18 protein-coding genes and 2 pseudogenes are annotated in these 22,011 nt (G+C 67.4%); 15 read left to right on the forward strand and 5 right to left on the reverse strand.

The genetic code is table 11. The features are described from left to right. Positions 1-68: 68 nt before the first annotated feature. The 6 genes from ABD225_RS15795 to ABD225_RS15820 all read left to right on the forward strand — a co-directional run bounded on the left by ABD225_RS15795 (position 69) and on the right by ABD225_RS15820 (position 6,180). A complete protein-coding gene (locus tag ABD225_RS15795; RefSeq protein ID WP_344087649.1) occupies positions 69-305 on the forward strand; it encodes a hypothetical protein in 237 nt (78 codons plus the stop codon). 94 nt (positions 306-399) lie between these two features. After that, a complete protein-coding gene (locus ABD225_RS15800) occupies positions 400-600 on the forward strand; it encodes a hypothetical protein (RefSeq protein WP_344087652.1) in 201 nt (66 codons plus the stop codon). Between the two features lie 124 nt (positions 601-724). Further along, a complete protein-coding gene (locus ABD225_RS15805) occupies positions 725-1,801 on the forward strand; it encodes a hypothetical protein (RefSeq protein WP_344087654.1) in 1,077 nt (358 codons plus the stop codon). Continuing rightward, positions 1,798-3,066 (forward strand): hypothetical protein, encoded by a 1,269-nt coding sequence (locus ABD225_RS15810; protein WP_344087656.1) that lies wholly within the window; start codon positions 1,798-1,800, stop codon positions 3,064-3,066. Before ABD225_RS15805 ends, ABD225_RS15810 begins: the two co-directional genes overlap by 4 nt. After that, a complete protein-coding gene (locus tag ABD225_RS15815) occupies positions 3,063-4,859 on the forward strand; it encodes an Hsp70 family protein (protein WP_344087659.1) in 1,797 nt (598 codons plus the stop codon). The genes ABD225_RS15810 and ABD225_RS15815 overlap by 4 nt, the downstream gene beginning before the upstream one ends. After that, complete coding sequence (locus ABD225_RS15820; RefSeq protein ID WP_344087662.1) at positions 4,846-6,180, forward strand: hypothetical protein; 1,335 nt, start codon at positions 4,846-4,848, stop codon at positions 6,178-6,180. The genes ABD225_RS15815 and ABD225_RS15820 overlap by 14 nt, the downstream gene beginning before the upstream one ends. Before the next feature lie 509 nt (positions 6,181-6,689). Here the strand turns inward: ABD225_RS15820 and ABD225_RS15830 are convergent. Continuing rightward, positions 6,690-7,415 carry a FadR/GntR family transcriptional regulator gene (locus tag ABD225_RS15830; protein ID WP_344087665.1) on the reverse strand — a complete coding sequence of 242 codons (726 nt, stop codon included), beginning with the start codon at positions 7,413-7,415 and terminating at the stop codon, positions 6,690-6,692. 150 nt (positions 7,416-7,565) lie between these two features. Between ABD225_RS15830 and ABD225_RS15835 the strand changes: the two genes are divergently transcribed. The 8 genes and pseudogenes from ABD225_RS15835 (at position 7,566) to ABD225_RS15870 (ending at position 16,858) form a co-directional block, all read left to right on the forward strand. After that, a complete protein-coding gene (locus ABD225_RS15835) occupies positions 7,566-9,347 on the forward strand; it encodes an L-lactate permease (protein ID WP_344087819.1) in 1,782 nt (593 codons plus the stop codon). Further along, on the forward strand, positions 9,344-10,111 hold the full coding sequence (locus ABD225_RS15840; protein ID WP_344087668.1) for a (Fe-S)-binding protein: 768 nt from the start codon (positions 9,344-9,346) through the stop codon (positions 10,109-10,111). The genes ABD225_RS15835 and ABD225_RS15840 overlap by 4 nt, the downstream gene beginning before the upstream one ends. Beyond that, entirely contained in the window at positions 10,108-11,562 is a 1,455-nt protein-coding gene (locus ABD225_RS15845) for a LutB/LldF family L-lactate oxidation iron-sulfur protein (protein WP_344087671.1), read from the forward strand. The genes ABD225_RS15840 and ABD225_RS15845 overlap by 4 nt, the downstream gene beginning before the upstream one ends. Beyond that, on the forward strand, positions 11,559-12,203 hold the full coding sequence (locus ABD225_RS15850) for a LutC/YkgG family protein (protein WP_344087674.1): 645 nt from the start codon (positions 11,559-11,561) through the stop codon (positions 12,201-12,203). Before ABD225_RS15845 ends, ABD225_RS15850 begins: the two co-directional genes overlap by 4 nt. Before the next feature lie 38 nt (positions 12,204-12,241). Continuing rightward, on the forward strand, positions 12,242-13,081 hold the full coding sequence (locus ABD225_RS15855) for a pyruvate, water dikinase regulatory protein (protein WP_344087676.1): 840 nt from the start codon (positions 12,242-12,244) through the stop codon (positions 13,079-13,081). Positions 13,082-13,119: 38 nt separating this feature from the next. Beyond that, complete coding sequence (gene ppsA, locus ABD225_RS15860) at positions 13,120-15,534, forward strand: phosphoenolpyruvate synthase (protein ID WP_344087679.1); 2,415 nt, start codon at positions 13,120-13,122, stop codon at positions 15,532-15,534. A 483-nt stretch (positions 15,535-16,017) separates the two neighbouring features. Then, positions 16,018-16,164 (forward strand): annotated as a pseudogene (locus ABD225_RS15865) (ISL3 family transposase); the annotation flags it as partial. Positions 16,165-16,240: 76 nt separating this feature from the next. Further along, positions 16,241-16,858, forward strand: a complete 618-nt coding sequence (locus tag ABD225_RS15870; protein ID WP_344087682.1) for a relaxase domain-containing protein — start codon at positions 16,241-16,243, stop codon at positions 16,856-16,858. A gap of 101 nt (positions 16,859-16,959) precedes the next feature. Here ABD225_RS15870 and ABD225_RS15875 read toward each other — a convergent pair whose 3' ends face one another. The 3 genes and pseudogenes from ABD225_RS15875 to ABD225_RS15885 all read right to left on the reverse strand — a co-directional run. Beyond that, positions 16,960-18,348: a polysaccharide deacetylase family protein gene (locus tag ABD225_RS15875; RefSeq protein WP_344087685.1), complete on the reverse strand. Its 1,389-nt coding sequence runs from the start codon at positions 18,346-18,348 to the stop codon at positions 16,960-16,962. A 94-nt stretch (positions 18,349-18,442) separates the two neighbouring features. Then, positions 18,443-19,339 carry a TIGR01777 family oxidoreductase gene (locus ABD225_RS15880; RefSeq protein ID WP_344087688.1) on the reverse strand — a complete coding sequence of 299 codons (897 nt, stop codon included), beginning with the start codon at positions 19,337-19,339 and terminating at the stop codon, positions 18,443-18,445. A 97-nt stretch (positions 19,340-19,436) separates the two neighbouring features. Further along, a pseudogene (locus ABD225_RS15885) lies at positions 19,437-20,281 on the reverse strand (2-oxo acid dehydrogenase subunit E2); the annotation flags it as partial. Between the two features lie 74 nt (positions 20,282-20,355). On the opposite strand from ABD225_RS15885, the gene ABD225_RS15890 reads away from it, so the two are divergent. Further along, positions 20,356-20,547, forward strand: coding sequence for a TOBE-like domain-containing protein (locus ABD225_RS15890; protein WP_344087694.1), 192 nt, complete (start codon positions 20,356-20,358; stop codon positions 20,545-20,547). 100 nt (positions 20,548-20,647) lie between these two features. Here ABD225_RS15890 and ABD225_RS15895 read toward each other — a convergent pair whose 3' ends face one another. Further along, the gene (locus ABD225_RS15895; RefSeq protein ID WP_344087697.1) at positions 20,648-21,871 is read right to left on the reverse strand and encodes a GAF domain-containing protein; all 1,224 of its coding nucleotides are present in this window, start codon (positions 21,869-21,871) and stop codon (positions 20,648-20,650) included. Positions 21,872-22,011: the final 140 nt, after the last annotated feature.

The following is a 22,011-nucleotide window of genomic DNA, read 5'->3' on the forward strand; positions in this document are numbered from 1 at the left end:
CCGCCGCATGAACAGACCTTGACACGGAATAGGAGCATCAGACCCTGACCCGGCAACAGCAGCGCGTCGTGCTCTTCATGCAGGGAGACCTCACCGAGCTCAGAGAGCTGACGTCTCCGAGGCATTCCGAATCGGCAGCGCGGGTCACCCACCTGTTCTCCGCCCCAAAGCCCATCGAGATCGACGGCCGCTTCATGGAAGAGGGGTTGATCCACCACACACGCAAGGGCATCCACGTCCGCTCGAAGTCCGAGGTCATCATCGCCGACCTTCTGTACTCCAAGGGGGATCGACTTCGTCTATGAACGCGAGCTGGTCATCGGGGATTCGAAGCGGCTCCCCGACTTCACCATCGAGGACGCCGACACGGGCGAGACCTTCTACTGGGAACACCTCGGCATGCTCAACAACGCAACGTACCGGCGCAAGTGGAAAGCCAAGAAGGCGTGGTACGCGTCCCACGGCATCCATCAGCGGGGCGCGGGACCGGGTGACGATCCTCACGGCTCGCTGATTGTCACAGTGGACGGCCCGAACGGCTCCATTTCCTCCGCCGAGATCGAGCGGCTCGTCGACGAATCGGCGGCTAGCCGGCCTTGAACCCCGAATCGGAGACTTGTCGGCATCTCCCACTAGCCTTGTCAGGCGAAGAGTTCGCGATCCGGAAGGAGGCTAAGTGGGGTTCTGGCACACGGGATACATGGAGTTCCACGAGCCCACGGGCATGGGCGAGGGCTGGACAGCAGAGCCCAAGGTGCCGGAGTTTCCGTGCCCGGACTGCGGGCTGGTATTCGCCACCGAGCGCGACCAGCGCGCCCACCGCTTCGACGGTCACTCGACCAAGCGGCCGATGCTCGTATTCCGTGGTCGGGAGTGTGGCCGCACCCGGCTCATGGTCACAACCCCGAGCGTCCCTTCTGACTGGCACACCGCTGACGTCGCATCCATGAGCCTGAACGGTCGACCGTCCACTGTGGAAGCCATGGCGGACTATCTCTCCGACACAGAGTTCGGGGTGCAGACCGTGACTGTCGTGAACGGGCCGCTGGCGCGCACCTTCGAGTTCGATTTCTGCCTCGCCGAGGACGAAGACCTGAATCTCGTTGACCAGGCACTGGAGAAACTCATCGCAGGCCGAGAGCTGAGCCATTCGACCATCGACAACTTCATCATGCGCGCTGGGCCGGGGCAGACGGCGCGCCGTTACCGCGAAGGGCTTGCCAACTACCTATACGGCGTCCTCGCAAGGGAAGGCAACGCAGACCAAGCGCCGACGGACGCATCCGGAGCACAGCTCTACGAGCAGCGGTACAACCGCGCCGTCGATGAGCTCCGCGCCTTCGACCGTCCCGCCGCTGAGGCCATCTGCGGTCTTGTCGCACTTCACTACAACCAGTTCGACCTGGCAATCCGAAAGACGAACAGCCATCGTGTCTCTGATGTCGCCGCGCGGTTGAGCTCGATGATGGCGGGCTCGCAGTTCGTGACTTCCAGTCTCCTCGACCGAACCCACGGCGGCTTCGACAAAGCTCTGAGCGACTCCGTTACCGAGGAACTCATCAACGTCAGCGCAATGGCCCTCGACGGCACAGAGCGAGCGCCACTCGGTCCTGTATTGGCAGGGATCTCCGATCTCCGGCCAGCAGACCAGTTCAAGGTTCGCCTCATCGCCTCCGAGGCCCTCCTGGCCGCTGGCGACCTCGATGGCGCCCAGCGTCACAGTGAGGCGCTCCGCAACTATCGGGACACAGATGCGTGGTACTCCGGATTCCGCGCCCGAATGCAAGAGGTAGCACGTTGAGCAGCGAGACCCCATCTGAATCGAGACAGCCTGCTGGCGCGTCCGAGCCGTCGCCCGACGAGAGCGCGGCACAACTGCTGGGCGACCCCGCTCCGTCGTCCTCGACACCCACGAACGAATCCCGTGCAGTCGCAGAATCATCCGGGGACGGCGCCGCAGCCGACGTGACGGCGCCAGCAAGCAAGCGTCCAGTGAAGCCGGCCAAGCCGCAAATCGAGACGATCGAGGCCCTTCTCACGGAGGCGTTCGAGACGAAGCCGGAGGTGTTACTCCGCTTCGCCCCCGACAAGTTGAAGAAGCTTCCCGTTGTCGACGACCAGATCATGGCCCAGACAGAGGTAGTCGTTAGGCTGTCCAAGTCCGACCCGACATTGAACGGACCGTTCAAGCTACTGCAGTACGTCGCCAGCCGTGGGGTGCAACTCGGCCGAGGCACCGTAGCACCACTTGACGGCGTCCTTGAGCGCCTCCGCGATCTCGCCTTGTTGGCGCTAGGCCAACACCCAGTCTTCCGCGTGTGGAGCGACGAACTGGCAGATCCGCGCTGGACGCCGGAGCTCACCGTCGAGGTCGTGCGCGAGGCAGTCCAGAAGGTCAGCCGAGAGACCTTGGGGCTACCCGAAGAGCAGTTCAAGCAATCTGACAAAGACCGACTGCTCCGAAACGCCATCTCCTGCCTGAGTCTGGTCCGCGTCCTTCAGCGCGATTGGACGTTGGATGACTTCATCGACGAGACGCAGGCCGCGATCTGGTCGCCCAACGCTCCGAAGGAAGTTGGTCTCGAGAAGGCCGCAGGCCTCCTGAGCGCCTCTCGGGACGCTGGCCTAATCGGTCTTGTCGCGGGCGCGTATGAAGCCAGGGTCCGCGCCCGTGACCACGAGATCCAGAGGCTGAAGCATGATGCAGAGAGGGAAACCCGGCGCGTCGAGATCTTAGAGAGTCAGAAGCTGGAAGCCAGCATGCGCGAAGAGGCTCTGACTGCTCGCGCGGAAGCGTTCTCTGCGGAAATCGTGCGGCTGAGGAAAGAACTTGATGCCGAGCGCGACAACCGGGTGGTCGACAAGAGCCACGCCACAGACGACTACGAGACATTGCGGACTCGCGTCATTCGGCGCCTCACCGGCGAGATCGACCTGCTGACCGATGCCCTGCACGCCCTGCGCAACGGCGCCTCGCCCGTCGCCGAAGAGTTTCTCGACCGCTCTCTTCTCGCGTTGTCCCGCGAAGTCGAGCAACTGAAGGATGCCGCCGGGGGCCTCAAATGAGCGTTGGCTTTGACTTCGGCACCACCAACAGCCTCGTGTCGGTCGTCGTCGGTGATCGCGTCATCGACGTGATGGACGTCGAGACGGGCCGACCGCACCCTTCCGTTGTTCGCTACGAAGGCGAGGAAGTGATCGTTGGTCGTGAGGCCAAGGATGCACTCGGAGCCGCCGGCATCGGCGTCCACGGCAACACCGTGAAGTCACCCAAGTTCCTGCTCGGCGAGGAAGTCATCGCGGTCGGAGGTGTCGACCGCAGCCCCGTCGACATCGTGTCCGATGTGGTGCGCTACGTCCGAACAGAGTCGCTGCGCAGCCCACAGCGGAATGTGCTCGGCGACCTGGACAACGCCGTGGTAACGATCCCCGTCATCATGAACGGCCTCCGTCGGGCGGCGCTCCGTGAAGCGTTCGCCGGAGCGGGCATGAACGTTGTCCAATTCGTGCACGAGCCACTCGCTGCCCTCTATGGATTCATTCGTGGTGCCAAGGACCCAGAAGAGATGGCACGCCGCCTCGCCCGCCGTAACGTCTTGGTGGTCGACTGGGGTGGCGGAACGCTCGACCTCACACTCTGCCGTGTCGACGACAATCAGATTCGCCAGTTGCGAAACGGTGGGTCGGACCAAGTCGGGGGCGATGAGTTCGACAAGGTCATCCTCGATGAGGTCGTCACTCGATTCCGCGCTCGTGAAGGCGTAAGCGAGAGCGACCTTGCAAGCCCCGAGGCGCAGCTTCGACTTCTTCAGGATGCCGAGCGAAACAAGATCGAACTGTCTGCCGACCGTGTTGCCGTCACGTTCTACCGACCGAGCTACTTCCAGTCCGGTGGGACACTCCAATACCAGTTGACCCGGCAGGAACTGGAGGAAATCACCAGACCGCTGGTCTCGGCTGGCATTGCTGAGATTAAGTCCCTCCTCGCCAGCCTGTCGATGGCTCCTGGCCAAGTCTCATTGGTTGTGGTTGTGGGAGGCATGGCTGCAATGCCGGTCATCCGCAGTCGCCTGCACGAGTTGTTCGGACCCGATCGAGTCGAAGTCCCACCGAACAGCGCAACACTCATCTCACAAGGTGCGGCGTGGATCGCGCACGACCGCGCGCGGCTACGACTTGCGAAGCCCATCGAGCTCGAACTCGCCCGCGGATCGAGAATGCCGCTCCTTCTCGCAGGCACCGAGATGCCGATGGGTGGTGAGGTGAAGAGTGAGCGAGTCCACCTGTTCTGCGCCGACCCAACGGACGGGATCGCCAAGTTCCCGATTGCCACGCCTACACGGCTGGCGGCACACCCCCAGGCAAGCGCCCACAGAACCTCACTGGGCATCGTGACCATCAAAGTGGACGACACCGCGCCCCCTCTCCACGAGCGACTCGAACTGGAGGTCGTACTAGACGACGACCTCGTTCTGAGCCTGCGTGCTAGTTCCAGCCGGAGGCAGGACGAGGCCACGTCGCAGTATTACGACCTTGAGTTCGGCCTGGGCCTGCCAAATGGTGCTGACCCAAGGGTTGACCAGGACCCAAAAGAGAGTGACGAGGTCGGCGTCAGGCTCGCGCCCGGCCTCGTCGTGCGCGCGAACGTGACACGAGACAAGGACCTGTCGGCCGTGCCAGGAGACGTGCTCTACAAGCACAACACCTCGGCGTTCGCCCGCCACCTCGAGAACAGGCCCGACGGAGCCACCCAGTCGCAGGTCTTGGAACGCCTCTACTACCAGCCCTGCTCCGTATGTGGTCGCGTATGGGGTCACCCGCAGTGCCGGTGCGGGACGGTCGGGAATGGCAAGCGCTAAGTCACTAGTCACGATCCTCGATCATGGCGTCGAAGTCGAGACCGGCATACGACGCCCGGTGCGTGTGACCCCAGACGGATATGCAGGTGTTGCCTACGCGGGCTCGGTCTACCCCCTGCATCCGGGCGACATCGTCGAACTCAGCGGGCCAAGCTGGGAGCTTGCGGACTGCGAGAAGTTCCTGTTTGCGGGGTCGGGCATCCCCTACGCCTCGGCACACGGGGAAGACGGACACGCTGGCTTCGATCTCGAGTGGTATCTAGAGACGAACCAGTACGGCCACCACGTCGTCTTCAACGCACCCGAACGGCTCGCCAGTCAGTTCATCTCCGCGCTCGAACGCGCGGATATAAGCATCCAACGATGGGATGTCAGCCATCGTGCAGCCGACAACGGCAACTTCTACGACTGGTTCGCCCGTCTCCGGTTCAAGGGCTCGCGCGCAGACGCTCTCGCGATGGTTCAGGCCGTCGTGTCACCTCCGATCAGCGACGTCGAGGTCATCGCCCCCGTTGTTGACCCTCTAACCCAGCGCCTCGACAACGCCGAGGCCCGCATCGAGCAGTTGCTCGACCAGCTCTTCGGCGCGACCAAGCGAGCGGAGGCCGCCGAACGCGAGGTATCCCATCTCCGAAGCCTTGTCGAGGCCGCCGAGACGAGCGAGCAAGGTCACCGAGAAGCCCTCGCTCTTGCAGCCCGCCGCCACGCCGATCTCCAGGATCAGGTCTCCACACTTCGGGAACACATCGGCAGCGGACCGGACACGACCGAGCTGATCAAGAACCTCGCGGACGCCGAAGAACTCAGCGAGATGGCGCTGGCCGAGAACTCGGTCCTTCTTGAGCGAAATCGCTCTCTCGAATCGGAAGCAACGTCGCAGCGTGAGCGAGCCGATGGGCTAATCGACCAAGTCGAGGGGCTCATGGACCAGCTGATTGAGCTGCAAGCGTTGGAGACGGAGCGCATGCGAGCGGCAGCTGCCACACGGCCCAGACGCGGCGGTGTCGTGGAGTTCTTGGCTATCGCATTCAATCGGATTCAGTTCGTTGCTGATTCGGTCGACGTCATCGCCAACCTTGAGTCTCCAGCACCGACCATGCGAGCCCTTTCCGACATCGACAAAGGCGAGGTCATCGGCAAGGACCTCAAAGGGATGCGTGGGTGGTTCGAGGTCAAGAATCTGGCCACCGGGATCGCGGGAAGCCAACGACTCGGACGGATCTACTACAAGCCCGACGGCCAGCGCGTACTGGTCAGCCTCCACATCAAGCAAGACGAAAAGCAACAGCGTCGGCACATCGAACGGCTGCGGGCGTTCTGACCTGTAGTCCATCCGATGACCTGATCCACTCATCTCTCCCACTCAGGCCATCCGGCCGCCGTGGCCATAAAGCCTTCTGAGGGTCGGCACCGGCGAACTACCCGCATGGGATTGGGATCCTTCCTGTGCCGGTCCCGCGGTGGCGACTCCTTTGAGCAGGCGCCCGCACTGTCAAAGGCTGACATCGCACAGCGTGCGGGCGGCCGGCAATCCCTCCGCTTCAGTAACCAGTTCTGCCAAGAGTGCTCGCCCTGACTGAGGATCAAGCACACTGCCCCCGAACGCAGCGATCAGATCGCCCACCGCAAGACCAAGGGATCCAAGGGCGCCCGCCGCGTTCGACGCCGAAAGTACAAGCATCGCAAGACCGTCGAGCGGTCTTTCAACCGGTTCAAGCAGGGGCGTAGAACGGCCACCCCGCTACGACAAGTACGCCATGACCTACTGCGGCGGCGTCCTCCTTGAGCTCATCGTTCTGACCCACCGAGCCAACCGCTGGCAGACACGTCCTAGGACAGTGCGTGCCAGGCGGAGCGGATGTGGGTCTCCACCAACCGCTCGGCCTCCTCGGCGTCGCCGCGCGTCACGGCGGCCTGAATCGCTTCATGGTCCCGTCTCAGGTCCTCGACGATGTCGTCCCACGCGTGCACGTGCCGGAAGCGGTCGAGGATGGGCAGCCGCATCGATTCGCGGATGGCAGCCGTCATGTCCATGGCGAGTCGGTTCCCCGCCGCTGCGGCCAGAGCGACGTGAAACGCGGTGTCGGCGTCGTTGAAAACCTCCCGCTCGATGTCCGGGTCGGCCATGACGTCGATCGCCTTCTGGGAAACATCCAACTGCTCGGGCGTCGCGTTCTGCGCGGCGAGCCGGACGCTGAGCCTCTCCAGGGCGACGCGCACCTCGATGACGTCCTCGTGCGGGAAGTTGGCCAGGGCCACGTGCAGCCGGAGCAGTCGGGTCAGGGCGTCGGACGGGAGAGCAGTGATCGTCGTGCCGCTAGCGGCTCCGGCTCCGACCGACGAGCGCACGACTCCCTGGGCCTGCAGGGTCCGCACGGCTTCGCGGACGGCGGCCCGGCTGACGTTGAGCAGGCGGGCGAGTTCGCGCTCGGCCGGGAGCTGATCGCCGACGGCCAGGTCCCCACTGAGGATCTGCTCATCGACCCAGGCAAGGACGACCTCGAAGGCCCGGCCGGGACGTTCGGCAAAGCTCGGCTGAAGGGAATCGGCGTCCACGCGCCCAGCATGTCACCCCTGGGGTGCCGAAAGAAGAAGTGGTCAGACCATTGACACCGTATCGTCACCGCCCCTATCGTGGCGGGAATCAAGATTGGTCTGACCATCCAGGAACTCCAGCTCAATGACGTGCAACCGGAGGCCCCGCAGATGTCTCATATCCCCACCTTGGCCGGCTCCTTCAAGCCCGATATCGCGCCGGTGCTCGACAGCCTCGCGCTGTCAGCCCTCATCGCGACGCTGCCGCTCATCACCGTATTCGTTACCCTCGGCTGGCTGCGCTGGAAGGCCCACTGGGCCGGACTCGCGGCCGTCGGGGTCGCGATCCTCGTCGCCGTCCTGGCCTTCGGTATGCCGGTCGGTCTCGCCGCGCTCGCGGCCACCCAGGGCGCCGCGTTCGGCATCTTCCCGATCATGTGGATCGTCTTCACGGCGATCGTGCTCTATCAAGTGACGGTGAGGTCCGGCCACTTCGAGGACCTGCGCGCGACTTTCCACCTCATCTCGGACGACCCGCGCATCCAGGCGATCATCATCGCCTTCTGCTTCGGCGGTCTCCTCGAGGCGCTCGCCGGCTTCGGCGCACCGGTCGCGATCACCGGCGTCATGCTCATGGCCGTCGGCTTCTCACCGCTGCGTGCAGCAACCGTCGTTCTGCTGGCCAACACGGCACCGGTCGCCTTCGGTGCCATCGGCATCCCGATCATCACCGCCGGCAACCTCACCAAGATCCCCTACACCGAGATCGGCGCCTACGTCGGACACCAGACCCCGATCATCGCCCTTTTCGTGCCGCTGCTCCTCGTCCTCATGGCCGATGGTCGACGCGGCGTGCGTCAGACCTGGCCCATTGCCGTCGTCGTCGGGGCCACCTTCGCTGTCGCACAGTGGATCTCGGCCACGTGGATCTCGGTCGAACTCACCGACATCATCGCCTCCCTTGCCGGCCTGGCCGCCGCTGTCCTCTTCCTGCGCGTGTGGCATCCGACCGGTCGCGACGAGGCCCTCGAGGCTCTGAGTGCCGAGCGCGAACGGGACCTGGCATCGGTCGCGGCAGGCGACTCCACGGCATACGCCGCTGATGGTTCGGGCGACGCCGCCACCTCGGCTCCGCGAGCGCTCGACAAGGCGGGCGATGACTACAGCGTCTCCATCGTCGAACTCGACGAACGTGCCCGTAACCTCAACGCGCGGGGCATCAGCATGGCCCTGTTCCCCTACCTCCTCGTGATCGCGATCTTCTCGGTCGCCAAGCTCGTCCCTGCGGTCAAGGACTGGCTGGCCAGCACGGACGTCAAGATCCCGTGGCCGGGGACGTCCGGCGAGATCCTCAACCACGCCGGCGAACCGTCGGGTGCCACCACCTACACCTTCCAGTGGCTCAGCTCTCCCGGCACCCTGCTCCTCATCAGTGCGCTCGTCGTCGCTCTCGTCTATGGCGTCGGAGTCAGCGGGCTGGGCGCCGAGATGGCGGCCACGGCCCACAAGATGCGCTTCGCCTTCCTCACGGTGGCGTCCGTGCTCGCCCTGGCCTACGTCATGAACCTCTCGGGCCAGACGATCACCATCGGCATGTGGATCGCCGGTGCCGGCGGCGCATTTGCTTTCCTGTCACCGCTGCTCGGCTGGATCGGCACTGCCGTGACCGGGTCGGACACCAGCGCCAACGCGCTCTTCGCCACCCTCCAGCAGACCGCAGCCACGAACGCCGGGATCGATCCGACGCTCCTCGTCGCCGCCAACACGTCCGGTGGTGTCGTGGGCAAGATGATCAGCCCGCAGAACCTCACGATCGCCGCCACCGCGGTCGGGCTGGTCGGTCGCGAGTCCGACATCCTGCGCAAGGTCCTGCCCTGGAGCGTCGGACTGATTGTCGCGGTTTGCCTGCTTGTCGGGCTTCAGTCCACGATCCTTGCTTGGATGTTGCCATGATGGTAACGACGCCTCGCACGGATCTTCGGGTCGCGCTCTTCGCCACGTGCTTCAACGACACGATGTGGCCGGAGACGCCGAAGGCGATGGTGCGCCTGCTCGAGCGGCTCGGGTGCCGAGTCGAGTTCCCTGCCGCGCAGACCTGCTGCGGCCAGATGCTCACGAACACGGGGTATGCCGGTGAGGCCGTCCCGCTCGTGCGTCGCTTCGTCGACGTGTTCGGGGACTACGACGCGGTGGTCGCGCCGTCGGGGTCGTGCGTCGGCTCGGTCCGAGACCAGCACGCGATGGTCGCCCGGCGCGCCGGCGACGAGGGCCTGGCGAGCGAGGTCGAGCAGGTCGCGCCGCGGGTCCACGAGCTCTCCGAGTTCCTCGTCGACGTCCTCGGCGTCAGCGACGTCGGGGCGTGGTTCCCGCACCGCGTGACCTACCACCCGACCTGCCACTCGCTCCGGCTGCTGCGGGTGGGGGACCGGCCGCTGCAGCTTCTCCGGGCCGTCGAGGGCATCGACCTCGTCGAGCTCCCCGGAGCGGACGAGTGCTGCGGCTTCGGCGGCACCTTCGCCATGAAGAACTCCGACGTGTCCGTCGCCATGGGCACTGACAAGGCGGCACACGTCGCCGAGACCGGCGCCGAGGTCGTCGTCGCCGGCGACAACTCCTGCCTGGCCCACATCGGCGGGATCCTCGGAAGGCAAGGGGCCGGCATACGGAGCCTGCACCTCGCCGAGATCCTCGCCTCGACACGGGAGGAGCCAGCATGAGCACCCTTCCGGTCCAGCAGACCTCGCCGACCTTCGTGGGTATGCCGTCCTTCCCCGAGGCCGCGCGCGAGGCGCTCGCGAACACGCAGCAGCGCGACAACCTCCGCAACGCGACGCACACGATCCGGGCCAAGCGGGCAGCCGTCGTCGCCGAGGTGCCCGAGTGGGAGTCCCTGCGGGTCGCCGGCGCGGACGCCAAGGACGAGGCCCTGACGCACCTCGGCGACTACCTCGAGCAGCTCGAGGCAAGCCTCACGGCCAACGGCGCCACGGTCCACTGGGCGCGCGACGCCGACGAGGCCAACGCGATCGTCGTCGAGATCGCCCGGGCCAAGGGTGTCGACGAGGTCGTCAAGGTCAAGTCGATGGCGACCCAGGAGATCGAGCTCAACGAGGCGCTCGAGGCCGCCGGGATCGCGGCGTGGGAGACCGACCTCGCCGAGCTCATCGTCCAGCTCTTCGGCGACCGGCCGAGCCACATCCTCGTGCCCGCGATCCACCGCAACCGCACCGAGATCCGCGACGTCTTCCTGCGCGAGATGGCCAAGGTCGGCCGTCCCGCGCCCGAGGACCTCACCGACGAGCCGGCCCGGCTCGCCGAGGCCGCGCGGCTGCACCTGCGCGAGAAGTTCCTGCGGGCCCGTGTCGCGGTGTCGGGGGCCAACTTCGCCATCGCCGACACCGGGACCCTCGTCGTCGTCGAGTCCGAGGGCAACGGGCGGATGTGCCTCACGCTGCCCGAGACGCTCATCTCGGTCGTCGGCATCGAGAAGGTCCTGCCGACGTGGGACGACCTCGCGCCGATGCTCCAGTTGCTGCCGCGCTCGAGCACGGGGGAGCGGATGAACCCCTACACGACCATGTGGTCGGGAGTGCACGACGGCGACGGACCGCAGGAGGTCCACGTCGTGCTGCTCGACAACGGGCGCAGCCACGTGCTCGCCGACACCGTGGGCCGGCAGGCGCTGCGGTGCATCCGGTGCTCGGCCTGCCTCAACGTCTGCCCCGTCTATGAACGCACCGGTGGCCACGCCTACGGCTCGGTCTATCCCGGCCCGATCGGGGCCGTGCTCAACCCGCAACTGCGGGGGACAGCGAGCGAGGTCGACCAGTCGCTGCCCTATGCGTCGTCGTTGTGCGGGGCCTGCTTCGACGCCTGCCCGGTGCGGATCAACATCCCCGAGCTCCTCGTCGAGCTGCGGGGAACCGTGGCGGAGCAGGGTGGGCACCGGGCCGAGTCGGCCGCGATGAAGGCCGCGGCCTGGGTGCTCTCCGACCCTCGTCGACTGGCAGTCGCGCAACGCGGTGCCACGACGGCGGGGCGCCTCGTCGGCGACCGGACCATGCGTCGCGTCCCCGGCCTCGGCGCCTGGACCGACGCCCGTGACGTGCCGACGCCGCCGAAGGAGACCTTCCGACAGTGGTGGGCCAGGGAGCGGGGCGAGTCATGAGCGCGCGCGACGAGATCCTCGCCCGGGTCCGGGCCGCCACCGCCGATGTCACCACCCCGGTGGGCGCTCGCGGCGCCACACCCGTGGTCGAGGAGACCTCACCTGGCCCGGGTCGGACTCTCGACCTCTTCGCCGAGAACGTCGCCGACTACCGAGCCGAGGTGCTGCGCGTGCCCGCCGACGAGGTGGCCTCGGTCCTGGCGTCGACGCTGCGTGGGCGCGGCCTCGGCTCCGTCGTCGTGCCCAGCGGCCTCGACGAGGGCTGGCGGGCGGCGCTCGCGGAGGTCGTGACGGTCGTCGGCGAGGGTGATGCCGGCTCGGCCGCCAACCTCGACCGGGTCGACGCCGTCGTCACCGCCTCGGCCGTGGGCATCGCGTCGACCGGCACGATCGTCCTCGACCACGGACCGGACCAGGGCCGGCGCGAGCTCACCCTCGTCCCGGACACGCACGTCTGTGTCATCCGGGCCGACCAGGTCGTCCACGACGTGCCCGAGGCCGTGAACCGACTCGGGGGAGAACCGCACCGGGGCCGGCCGCTCACGTGGGTGAGCGGACCGAGCGCGACGAGCGACATCGAGCTCCAACGGGTTGAGGGAGTCCACGGCCCCCGCACCCTCGTCGTCGTGCTCGCGGAGTGACGGCCGCGCCGCCACAGGCGTGTGCCATGATCGGAGCCATGGGACCCCAGGACGCGGCCAGCGACACCCCGACGCCGGTCTTCTTCCTCGCCGGTGGCACCGGCATCTCCGCCGAGACGCTCGGCAACCTGCTGCTCGCCCAGTTCCCGGGGCTGAACTTCACGCGTCGCAAGATCCCGTTCATCACCTCGGTCGAGAAGGCTGCCGAGGTCATGGCGGAGATCGACGCGGCGATGACCGACTCGGTGACGCCACTGGCGTTCTCGACGGTGTCGGACGACCCGATCCGCCAGGTGCTCCAGGGCACGCAGGCCGCGTTCATCGACCTCTTCGGCTCGCACCTCGACACCGTCGAGCGGATCCTCCACGTCAATGCGACCCACAGCGCAGCCGCCCTGCACGGCGTGGGCGACACCCTGCGCTACGACCGCCGGATGAAGGCGATCGAGTTCGCGATGGAGCACGACGACGGGGCGAGCCTGCGCAACCTCGCCCAGTCCGACCTCATCCTCGTGGCGCCCTCACGGTGCGGCAAGACGCCCACCTCGATGTACCTCGCGCTGCAGCACGGGCTCAAGGTCGCGAACTACCCGCTCGTGCCCGAGGACTTCGACACCGGTGACCTGCCCCGGCCCATCGCCCAGCGGGCCGACAAGTGCTTCGGCCTGCTCTCCACGCCAGCGCGTCTCAGCCAGGTGAGAGGGGAGCGCAGGCCGGGGTCGACCTATGCCACGCTCGCCCAGTGCAGCTTCGAGCTGCGGCGGGCAGAGGCGATGTACAGGGCGCATCGCATCCCGTCGATCAACTCCGCCAAGATGTCCGTCGAGGAGATGGCTGCCGTGATCATGCAGAGCAGCCGACTGCCCGACCTGGCCTGAGCTCACGAGGGCGACGACGCCCCGACGAAAGGACCGCCATGACCGCCACCCAGCAGGGCGCTGGCAGCACCAACATCGCCTGGTTCGCCGAGCTCGGCCTCGACGACGTCGAGCACGTCGGCGGCAAGAACGCCTCCCTCGGCGAGATGGTCCAGCACCTCTCGAAGGCCGGAGTGCGCGTGCCCGACGGGTTCGCCACCACGGCCGACGCCTACCGCCGGTTCCTTGCCCACGAGGGTCTCGCCGACCGCATCAACGCCATCCTGCGCGAGCTCGACGTCGAGGACACCCGGGCGCTCGCCGCCGCTGGCGCGGAGATCCGCGACACCGTCGAGAAGCAGCCGTTCCCGGCCGACCTCGAGAACGAGATCCGGACGGCATACGAGCGTCTGGTCGGCGAGGCGGGAGCGGCGGCCGACGAGGTGAGCTGGGCGGTGCGCTCGAGCGCGACGGCCGAGGACCTCCCGGACGCGAGCTTCGCCGGGCAGCAGGAGACGTTCCTTAACGTCCGCGGCATCGACAACATCCTGCTCGCGATCAAGCGGGTCTTCGCCTCGCTCTACAACGACCGCGCGATCTCCTACCGCGTCCACAGCAACTTCGACCACGAGGCCGTCGCACTGTCCGCCGGCATCCAGCGGATGGTCCGCTCCGACATCGGGTCCTCGGGCGTGATGTTCACGATCGACACCGAGTCCGGCTTCCCCGACGCGGTCTTCATCACGAGCAGCTACGGCCTCGGTGAGGCGGTCGTCCAGGGCGCGGTCAACCCCGACGAGTTCTACGTCTACAAGCCGTCGTTGCGTGCGGGACGCCCGGCGATCCTCAAGCGCGGGGTCGGCAGCAAGGCCACCAAGATGGTCTACACGCAGGACTCCGAGGTCGGCCGCGCGATTGACTTCGTCGACGTCGACCCGGCCGAGCAGGGACGGCTCAGCCTCACGGACGCCGATGTCACCGAGCTCGCCGAGCACGCGCTCAAGATCGAGGAGCACTACGGCCGCCCGATGGACATCGAGTGGGGCAAGGACGGTGTCGACGGCAGGCTCTACATCCTCCAGGCCCGCCCCGAGACGGTGAAGTCGCGCCAGTCCGGCTCGACCCTGCAGCGCTTCCGGATGGACCAGCCCGGCGAGGTCGTCCTCGAGGGTCGTGCCATCGGCCAGAAGATCGGCGCCGGTGCCGTGCGCGTGCTCGCGTCCGCCGAGGCGATGCACGACTTCCAGGCCGGCGAGGTCCTCGTCGCCGACATGACCGACCCCGACTGGGAGCCGGTGATGAAGCGGGCCAGCGCCATCGTCACCAACCGCGGCGGCCGCACCTGCCACGCGGCGATCATCGCCCGCGAGCTCGGCATCCCCGCCGTCGTCGGCACCGGTTCCGCGACGCGTGACCTCGCCGACGGGCGTGAGGTCACGGTCTCGTGCGCCGAGGGCGACACCGGCTTCGTCTACGACGGCCTGCGCGAGTTCTCCGTCTCCGAGACCGCGCTGGACTCGATGCCGGAGATCCCGGTGCGCATCATGATGAACGTCGGCACTCCCGAGCAGGCCTTCGAGTTCTCCCGCCTGCCGCACAAGGGCATCGGGCTCGCCCGGCTCGAGTTCATCATCAACCGCCAGATCGGCATCCACCCCCGCGCGCTGCTCGAGCTCGACGACCAGGAGCCCGAGCTCAAGGCCGAGATCGAGAGCCTCATCGCGGCATACGACTCGCCTCGCGACTTCTTCGTCAAGCGCGTCGCCGAGGGCGTCTCGATGCTCGCCGCGGCCTTCGCGCCCGAGCCGGTCATCGTGCGGATGAGCGACTTCAAGTCCAACGAGTACGCCCACATGACCGGCGGCCCGCGCTACGAGCCGACCGAGGAGAACCCGATGATCGGCTACCGGGGAGCGGCCCGCTACCTCTCCGACGACTTCGCCGAGTGCTTCGCCATGGAGGCCGAGGCGCTCAAGCTCGTGCGTGACGAGATGGGCCTCACCAACGTCAAGATCATGATCCCGTTCGTGCGCACCCTCGCCGAGGCCGAAGGTGTCATCGACCTGCTCGCCTCGCACGGGCTCACGCGCGGCGAGAACGACCTCCAGGTCGTCATGATGTGCGAGGTCCCGTCCAACGCGGTCAACGCCGACGCGTTCCTCGACCACTTCGACGGGTTCTCGATCGGGTCCAACGACCTCACCCAGCTCACGCTCGGGCTCGACCGGGACTCGGCGCTCGTGGCCGGCTCCTTCGACGAGCGCGACCCGGCGGTCAAGAAGATGCTGAGCATGGCGATCGAGGCCTGCAAGGCCCGCGGCAAGTACATCGGCATCTGCGGTCAGGGCCCCTCGGACCACCCCGACCTCGCCGACTGGCTGCTCGACCAGGGCATCGAGTCGATGTCGCTCAACCCCGACACCGTCGTCGACACCTGGCTGCGGCTCGCCAAGCGCGCTGAGCCGGACTGTTGACCGCCCTGTCGCAATAGTCGCTCGTTGGCTAGTCGATAGGGCAGCCCAGGGCCGAGCCGTCCGCCTCGGGAACGAACACCATCACTCCGCCCCCACAGTGGACCGCCGCCCGCTCGACTGACAGCGCAGCTCGGCCGTGAACGCCATCACCATCACCTCTCCTCGTCCGGAATGCACTAGTGCTAACACCTCGATTGTTGTCGGTGGTGACCGCCACGAGAGCACCGGTGGCCTAAGGCCCACGAGATGCAGTGTCGTCCCCACCTACGACATTGCCGACCGACTTATCCGGCTCTTCGCCGGTAAGTGTGGGGTGAGCACGGCGCGCCGGGTCGCGGGTTGAGGGGTGGAATGAGTCGAGGCCCCTGAGGATCGGAGGACTTCTACCTCTCACCGATCTCAAGGACCTCGACGATGCCCGAGCCTACGTTGTGCTGCCGTGCCCCCGGCACCTATTGCGAGCGTTGCGATCTGCTTGTTGGGATGCCCGGCTTGCATGTCACCGCTGTCGAACGCGAGGAGGGTGACCAACTGGTCGTAACGCTCGAGTCCGCTGCGGAACCTGAGGGTTGCCCGAGGTGCGGGGTGATCGCTCACATTCACGGCCGGGTCAGCGTCCGCTTGGTCGACGCGCCCGCTTTCGGTCGGCCGGTCCGGCTCATCTGGCGCAAGCGACGCTGGTTGTGTCACGGTTTCGATGCGTGTCATGTCGGCGGGCGATGGCTACAAGTACCTGCTGAAGACGGTCGCGTCCGCCGATGGCGACCGTCCGCTCTCGACGCCGCTGACCCGCTACTTCATCGAGGAAGGCACCCCGCCGGGACGGTGGCTCGGCAAAGGAGTCGCGTCACTTGGCAAGGGGGAACTGGTCGTCGGTGATCAGGTCTCTGAGGCCCAGCTCCAGCTCCTCATGGGCATGGGGCACGACCCGATCACCAACGCGCCGCTGGGCCGGGCGTTCCCGCCTACAAAGATGCGTCGAAACGCATTGAGGCCCGAATCGCGAAGCTCGATCACCAAGTGGCACGCCTCGCGCCGTGGACAGGGGTTCGAGCGGGCGCTCGCCGATCACCTGCGTTATGGCGGTCTGGAGTTCACGGTCCGCTCCGCGCGGTCGGTGCCCACGAGCAGCCGATCCACTCCGGGGACCGGCCACGAGGAGGTGACGGTGGATGCCGTCCTGGACACCGGTGCCTTCACCATCATTGGCCCGGACGGATCCACGTCCGCCGTGGCGTCGGCCCCGGCGCAGGGGGTCCGCCTGGTTCTGAGCTGGTCGGGCGCGCGTTGGCAGGTGGCCCGAATACACCAGCAGAGCGGGTGAGTGAATGGCCGGTCCCTGGTTCGCCCGCCGAGCCCAGCCCGTCAGCCGCGCGCTGAGCCCAGCCCGTCAGCCACGCGCTGAGCCCAGCCGGACCGGGGCGGTCAGCGGCCGGAGTTGCGCCAGGGGGTGCGTCCCCACGACAGAGCCACCGCAGCAGGGTCGGCCGCAATGGCGCTCTTGTTGCGCAGGGCGAGGGCCTGGAGCATGGTCTCGCGGCAGTACAACTCCGGCTGCGAGGTCCATCGATCCTCCCAGTGGGGAGAGGAGCAGTCCCAGGCCAGGTTCATGCCCATGGTGCTCTCCACGCCGTCCACGATCCGATAGAACTGCACCACCCCCCACTTGCCCGGGCCTGGTTTGAGCATCTTGGCGATCACGTGCGGGCTGGTGGTCAGACGGTTGTTCGTCACCGCCATCCGGGAGCAGGGGAGCGCGGCGTTGTGGCAGCGGCCGCCATTCACCGACAGGGTGCGCATGGGATAGGGGAAGGTGGTGGCGGTGGCGCGAGAGTTGATCTCGGAGGAGTAGACCCGGCCGAAGGCGAACGAGCGCAGCACGATCTTCTGCACGCGGGCATCCTGCTTGTTGTTCGGATAGGCGAAGGCGCCCCAGGCCCGGTCATGCCCACGCGAGGTGAAGGACGGCAGGCTCCCGGTGCTCTCGGCGATGATCCCGGCATCGCTCAGCGTGGTCAGGTTGGGGTAGGTGTTGCTCTGCGACGTCAGAGACCACCCGTAACTGGCCCGCAGCCGGGCCAGGTCGGCCCAGGAGGATTCCAGGGCGAAGTTGTCCGGGCAAAGATGCTTGGTCTCATGGACCCGCGAGGTGACCACCTGGGCCACGGCCGGTAGCCCCAAGGCCGCCAGGTCGATGGCGTTCTGCTCGAGCGTGCGAGCGTTGTCGGGGCGATTGACGCACCCCACGCCACCGGCGGCGGACCAATTCGCCCGGCCCCAGAGGATGCTGATGAAGGAGGGATCCTCGGGAGCCTTGACGGCGAAGTCGAGAAGGGTCGAAGGGCCCTTCGGGGTGGTCGAATCAGTGGCGAAGGCGGCGACCCGCAACTTCGCCGTGGGCAGACCAGTCAGGGTGACCGACCAGGCTCCGGTGGTCCCGGCTGCGCTGTCGGGAGTCAGCCGGGTGAGGATCCCGCGCCAGCGGGTGGCGAAGGCGCCATTGGTGCTGGCGAGAAGGTAGTCCTTGCAGGTCGTCGGACTGTTCGGGCGGCAGAGGACCACAGTGACGGCAGTGACCTTGCTGGTCGAGGCATACCGGCCCCGGATCGTGACGCGCCCGTTCTCGGCCGTGCTGCCGGCACTCGGCTCGGTGATGGTGGTGCTCGGGCCCGTGGCGGCGGCCGCCTCGGGGAGTGCGTTCCCTGGCCGGGCTGCCGAGGCTGCGTGGCCTGCGCTCGTGGTGCTGGCTGCCGGGGCGCCGGCGGCTGAACTGGCTGCGGCCGCCACGGGGACGGTCACTGCGGCGGCGGCCACGGCCGCCAGGGTAGTTCGTCGGCGTGATCGGATGCGGGTCAGTGATGTGCGGGTCGGGCCCATGTTCGAAGTACCCCCGGAGCGAGAAGATTCGTCACGTGTATCGAAGTGCCGAGGCTAATACGGCCTCCAAGGTGTTGTCCTGGTGAACGAATCCCGATCCCAGCAGTCGATCAGGCAGCACTCGCTCGCTGGCCAGGACTTCTTGGGCAAACTGTCCAAGCACAAGGCGCAGTCCGAGACGTGGGGCGGGGAGTACCGCAGGCCGTTTCAGCAGCCGACCCAGGGCGGCCGCGACCTCCCGTTGTCGAGCCGGCACGGTACCGACCAGGTTCACCGGACCGGCCAGCTCACGATCATCGATCAGGTGAATCAGCGCAGCCACCTCGTCCCGCAAGGAGATCACCGGCCAGAACTGCTGGCCCGAACCCAACGGCCCGCCGAGACCGAGCCGGGCCAACCGCAGCATGGGGGCCATCGCACCGCCAGAGCTGGCCATGACCAGCCCGGTCCGGGCCAGCACGACGCTGCCGCCAGCATCGGCAAGGTCGGCTGTCGCACCCTCCCACGCCTTGACGACCTGCGCCAGGAAGCCGGTGCCTGGGGGGCTGTCCTCGGCCAGCACCTCCTCACCTCGATCGCCGTAGTAGCCCACGGCCGAACCGTTGACCAGGCGGATGGGCGCGCCGGAAGCCGTGATCGCGGCGCAGATGGTCTTGGTCGCCCCGAGCCGGGAACGCAGGATCTCGGTCTTGTATGCGGTAGTCCAGCGTCGGTCCCCGACGCCGGCTCCAGCCAGGTTGACCACGGCATCCACGCCGTCCAGAGCGCCCGGGTCGAATGTCCCGATCGCCGGGTCCCAGCGGAACTGCTCCGGCCCCTGCGGATCGCGGCGCACCAGGACCCGCACCCGGTCGCCGCGGGCGCGTAAAGCCGAAGAGAGGGCCCCACCGATGAGTCCGGATGCGCCGGTGATGGCGATCGTGCTCATGGCAAGGCCCTCTCTCGATTCGGCTGTCGGGTACCGCTGGTCAGGCTCCGGTCCGCGCAGTCTGTGGCATCACTGCCCGTGGGTTACAGGCAGAAGCTCACAGGCCGAGCGAGGCCTCGAAACGCCCTTCCTCAAGCCGCTCCTTGACCGTGCTGAGGAAGCGCGCGGCGTCGGCGCCGTCCACAATCCGGTGGTCATAGGAGAGCGCGAGGAACATCATCGAGCGGATGGCGATGGTCTCGGTGCCATCGGCGTCGATCACCACCGGCCGGCGCACGATGGCTCCGGTACCCAACATCGCCACCTGCGGCTGGTTCAGGATCGGGGTGTCGAAGAGGGCGCCCCGGCTGCCGGTGTTGGTGATGGTGTCGCCGGCGTTCTTGAGCACCGGAACGATGAGGCCCTTGGGGGTGTCCACGGCGATCGCCAGGTTCTCACTGCCGTGGTAGACGACCTCGTCGCCCTCGATGCTGGCGTTGACGCCCGGGTGGGCCTTGAGGGCCTCGCAGGTCGCCAGGGCGATGAACGGTAGGAAGGACAGCTTGGTGCCTTCACGCCGCTCGAAGTCGCCCTTGGCCCGGTCGCGCAGCCGCGCAACCTGGTCATGTCGACCTCGACCACGGTGGTGAGCTGAGCCGAGACCTGGAGGGATTCGACCATCCGCTGCGCGATGATCTTGCGCAGTCGGGTCATCTTCTCGCGGGTGCCCCGTCGCGAGTCCGTCGCTGCCGGGCTGGGCGTGGCCGGCGCCGAGCCGGCTGCCGGCGCTTCGGGCGCCGGCGCTGGGGCCTTGGTCTTCTCCGCGGCGTCCAGCACGTCCTGCTTGCGGATCCGGCCACCGATACCGGTCCCGGTGATGCTGGCTAGATCGATGCCATTCTCGGACGCCAGCTTGCGCACCGACGTCGAGGTGCACCTGGCGCCCGGCGAAGGTGAATCCGCGTCCGAACTCAAGAAGCGTCTGCTTGAGGCGATCCATCAAGGCTTGCTCGATATCACGCTCGACCGCCGGCGTTGTGACCACCGTGGAACGCGTCGTGCGTCTCGGCTTCGAGGTGCGGGTGGAGTTGCGTGATGAGGTCGGCGAGCGGTTCGCGGCGCAGATCACCCGCGCCGAGGTAGATCGGCAGCATCTGGCGGCAGGCGAGACGGTCTGGGCCCGGGCCTCCCGGGTCGCCGACGCGCCGGAACCGGCGCTGGCGCACTAAGGCCGTTCCGGAGGGCCCTACCCCCATCGGGGCCGGTCCGGCATACGGGCGAATCCCGAATAGTGCCGTCTCGGAGGGTGAGTTGGTCGGCGTCCATCACTCATGGCGCGACCGATTCGCCCTCCTGGACGGGCGGGCAGGTGAAGTCGACCCCGTCGGCGATCCGGTATGGCCCAGTGGCCACGAGGGCACCGATGGCGCGGCGCAGCCGGCTCATCTCGGCGCGGACGGTCACTTGATGCTCGTCGTCGCCGAAGAGGAGACGGCTCAGCGCAGCGGCCGTCAACCCCTCGGCACCGGCGCCCGCGATCAGGCGCAAGATCGTCGCGTGCCGCGGCGAGAGTTGCGCTCGCCACCCATCCCCGTCCGAGCCGGCGACCTCGAGCACGGCTTCCGCTCCCGAGGTTGCCAAGTGCGCCCGCAGGGTGGCGCCGCGCCGGTCCGGGCGCACGAGCCAGCCCTCGCCGAGCCGTTCGGGCAGGCATAGCCCGAGGCCAGGCACGTGCAGCGGCCGATCGGATCGAGGCGCCGCGATCCGATCGCGGACCAGCACGCCGCTGTAGTGCGCGACCCACCCCTCATCATCGACCAGGAGCAGCGGTCCGCTCGTCGTGGCCAGCACCGGGTCAGCCGAGCGCCGAAGTCGCGACAGCGCCTCCTCATGGCGCCGCCACAGTCGTGCCTCGGCGAGGCGGGTCGCGGTGTCGACGTGGGCAAGGAGGGCTGGATGGAGCATGAGGGCCGGACCGGAGACGTCGACGACGCCGACAAAGGTCCCGGTCCGCGGATCGTGCACCGGGAATGCCGTGCAGTACCACCCGTGCTGACCCTGCTCGAAGTGCTCGGCCGAGAAGAGTTGGACCGGGGCCTCCTCCGCGAGTGCGGTGCCTATCGCATTCGTCCCGACGTGCTCCTCGGTCCAGATCGCCCCCTCGGTGAAACCGAGCCCATCGGCCCGCCGTAGCACTCCGGCCGAGCCTTCGCGCCAGAGGATGACGCCCTCGGCGTCGGTGACGACGACGATGAAGCGGGATGCCTCGGCGACGGACGTCAGGACGGCCCGAATCTCCTGGACAACGAGGGCGAGCGGTGAGCCCGCGCGGCGACGCTCGACCTCGGACCAGGGGAGCGGGTCCCGAGCGTTGGCGTGGGTCGGGTCCAACCCGATGGCCAGGACGCGCGACCACGAGCGGGAGACCAGGGGGCGCAGGTCGCGCGAGGGGCGAGAGCCGCCCATCACCGCGTCATGAACGCGGCGCAGAGCGCGTGCGTGCTCAGCCAGGTCCGTCCCGGGGTGGACGGCGCTGCTGGTGTCCGACGCCATCGTCGACTCCTTCCGCCCGACGCCCAGGTGGCCGGGGGTGCACACAGCGTAGACCGGACCTGAGCGCAGCGCACCGAGTCGAGGGAGTGCCGCTGCAACACCGTGCAACCCTTTTCTCGGATCTCGCGAGGCGGTGTGAT

It is taken from the genome of Nostocoides veronense (assembly GCF_039531185.1).
Lineage (GTDB): Bacteria > Actinomycetota > Actinomycetes > Actinomycetales > Dermatophilaceae > Nostocoides_A > Nostocoides_A veronense.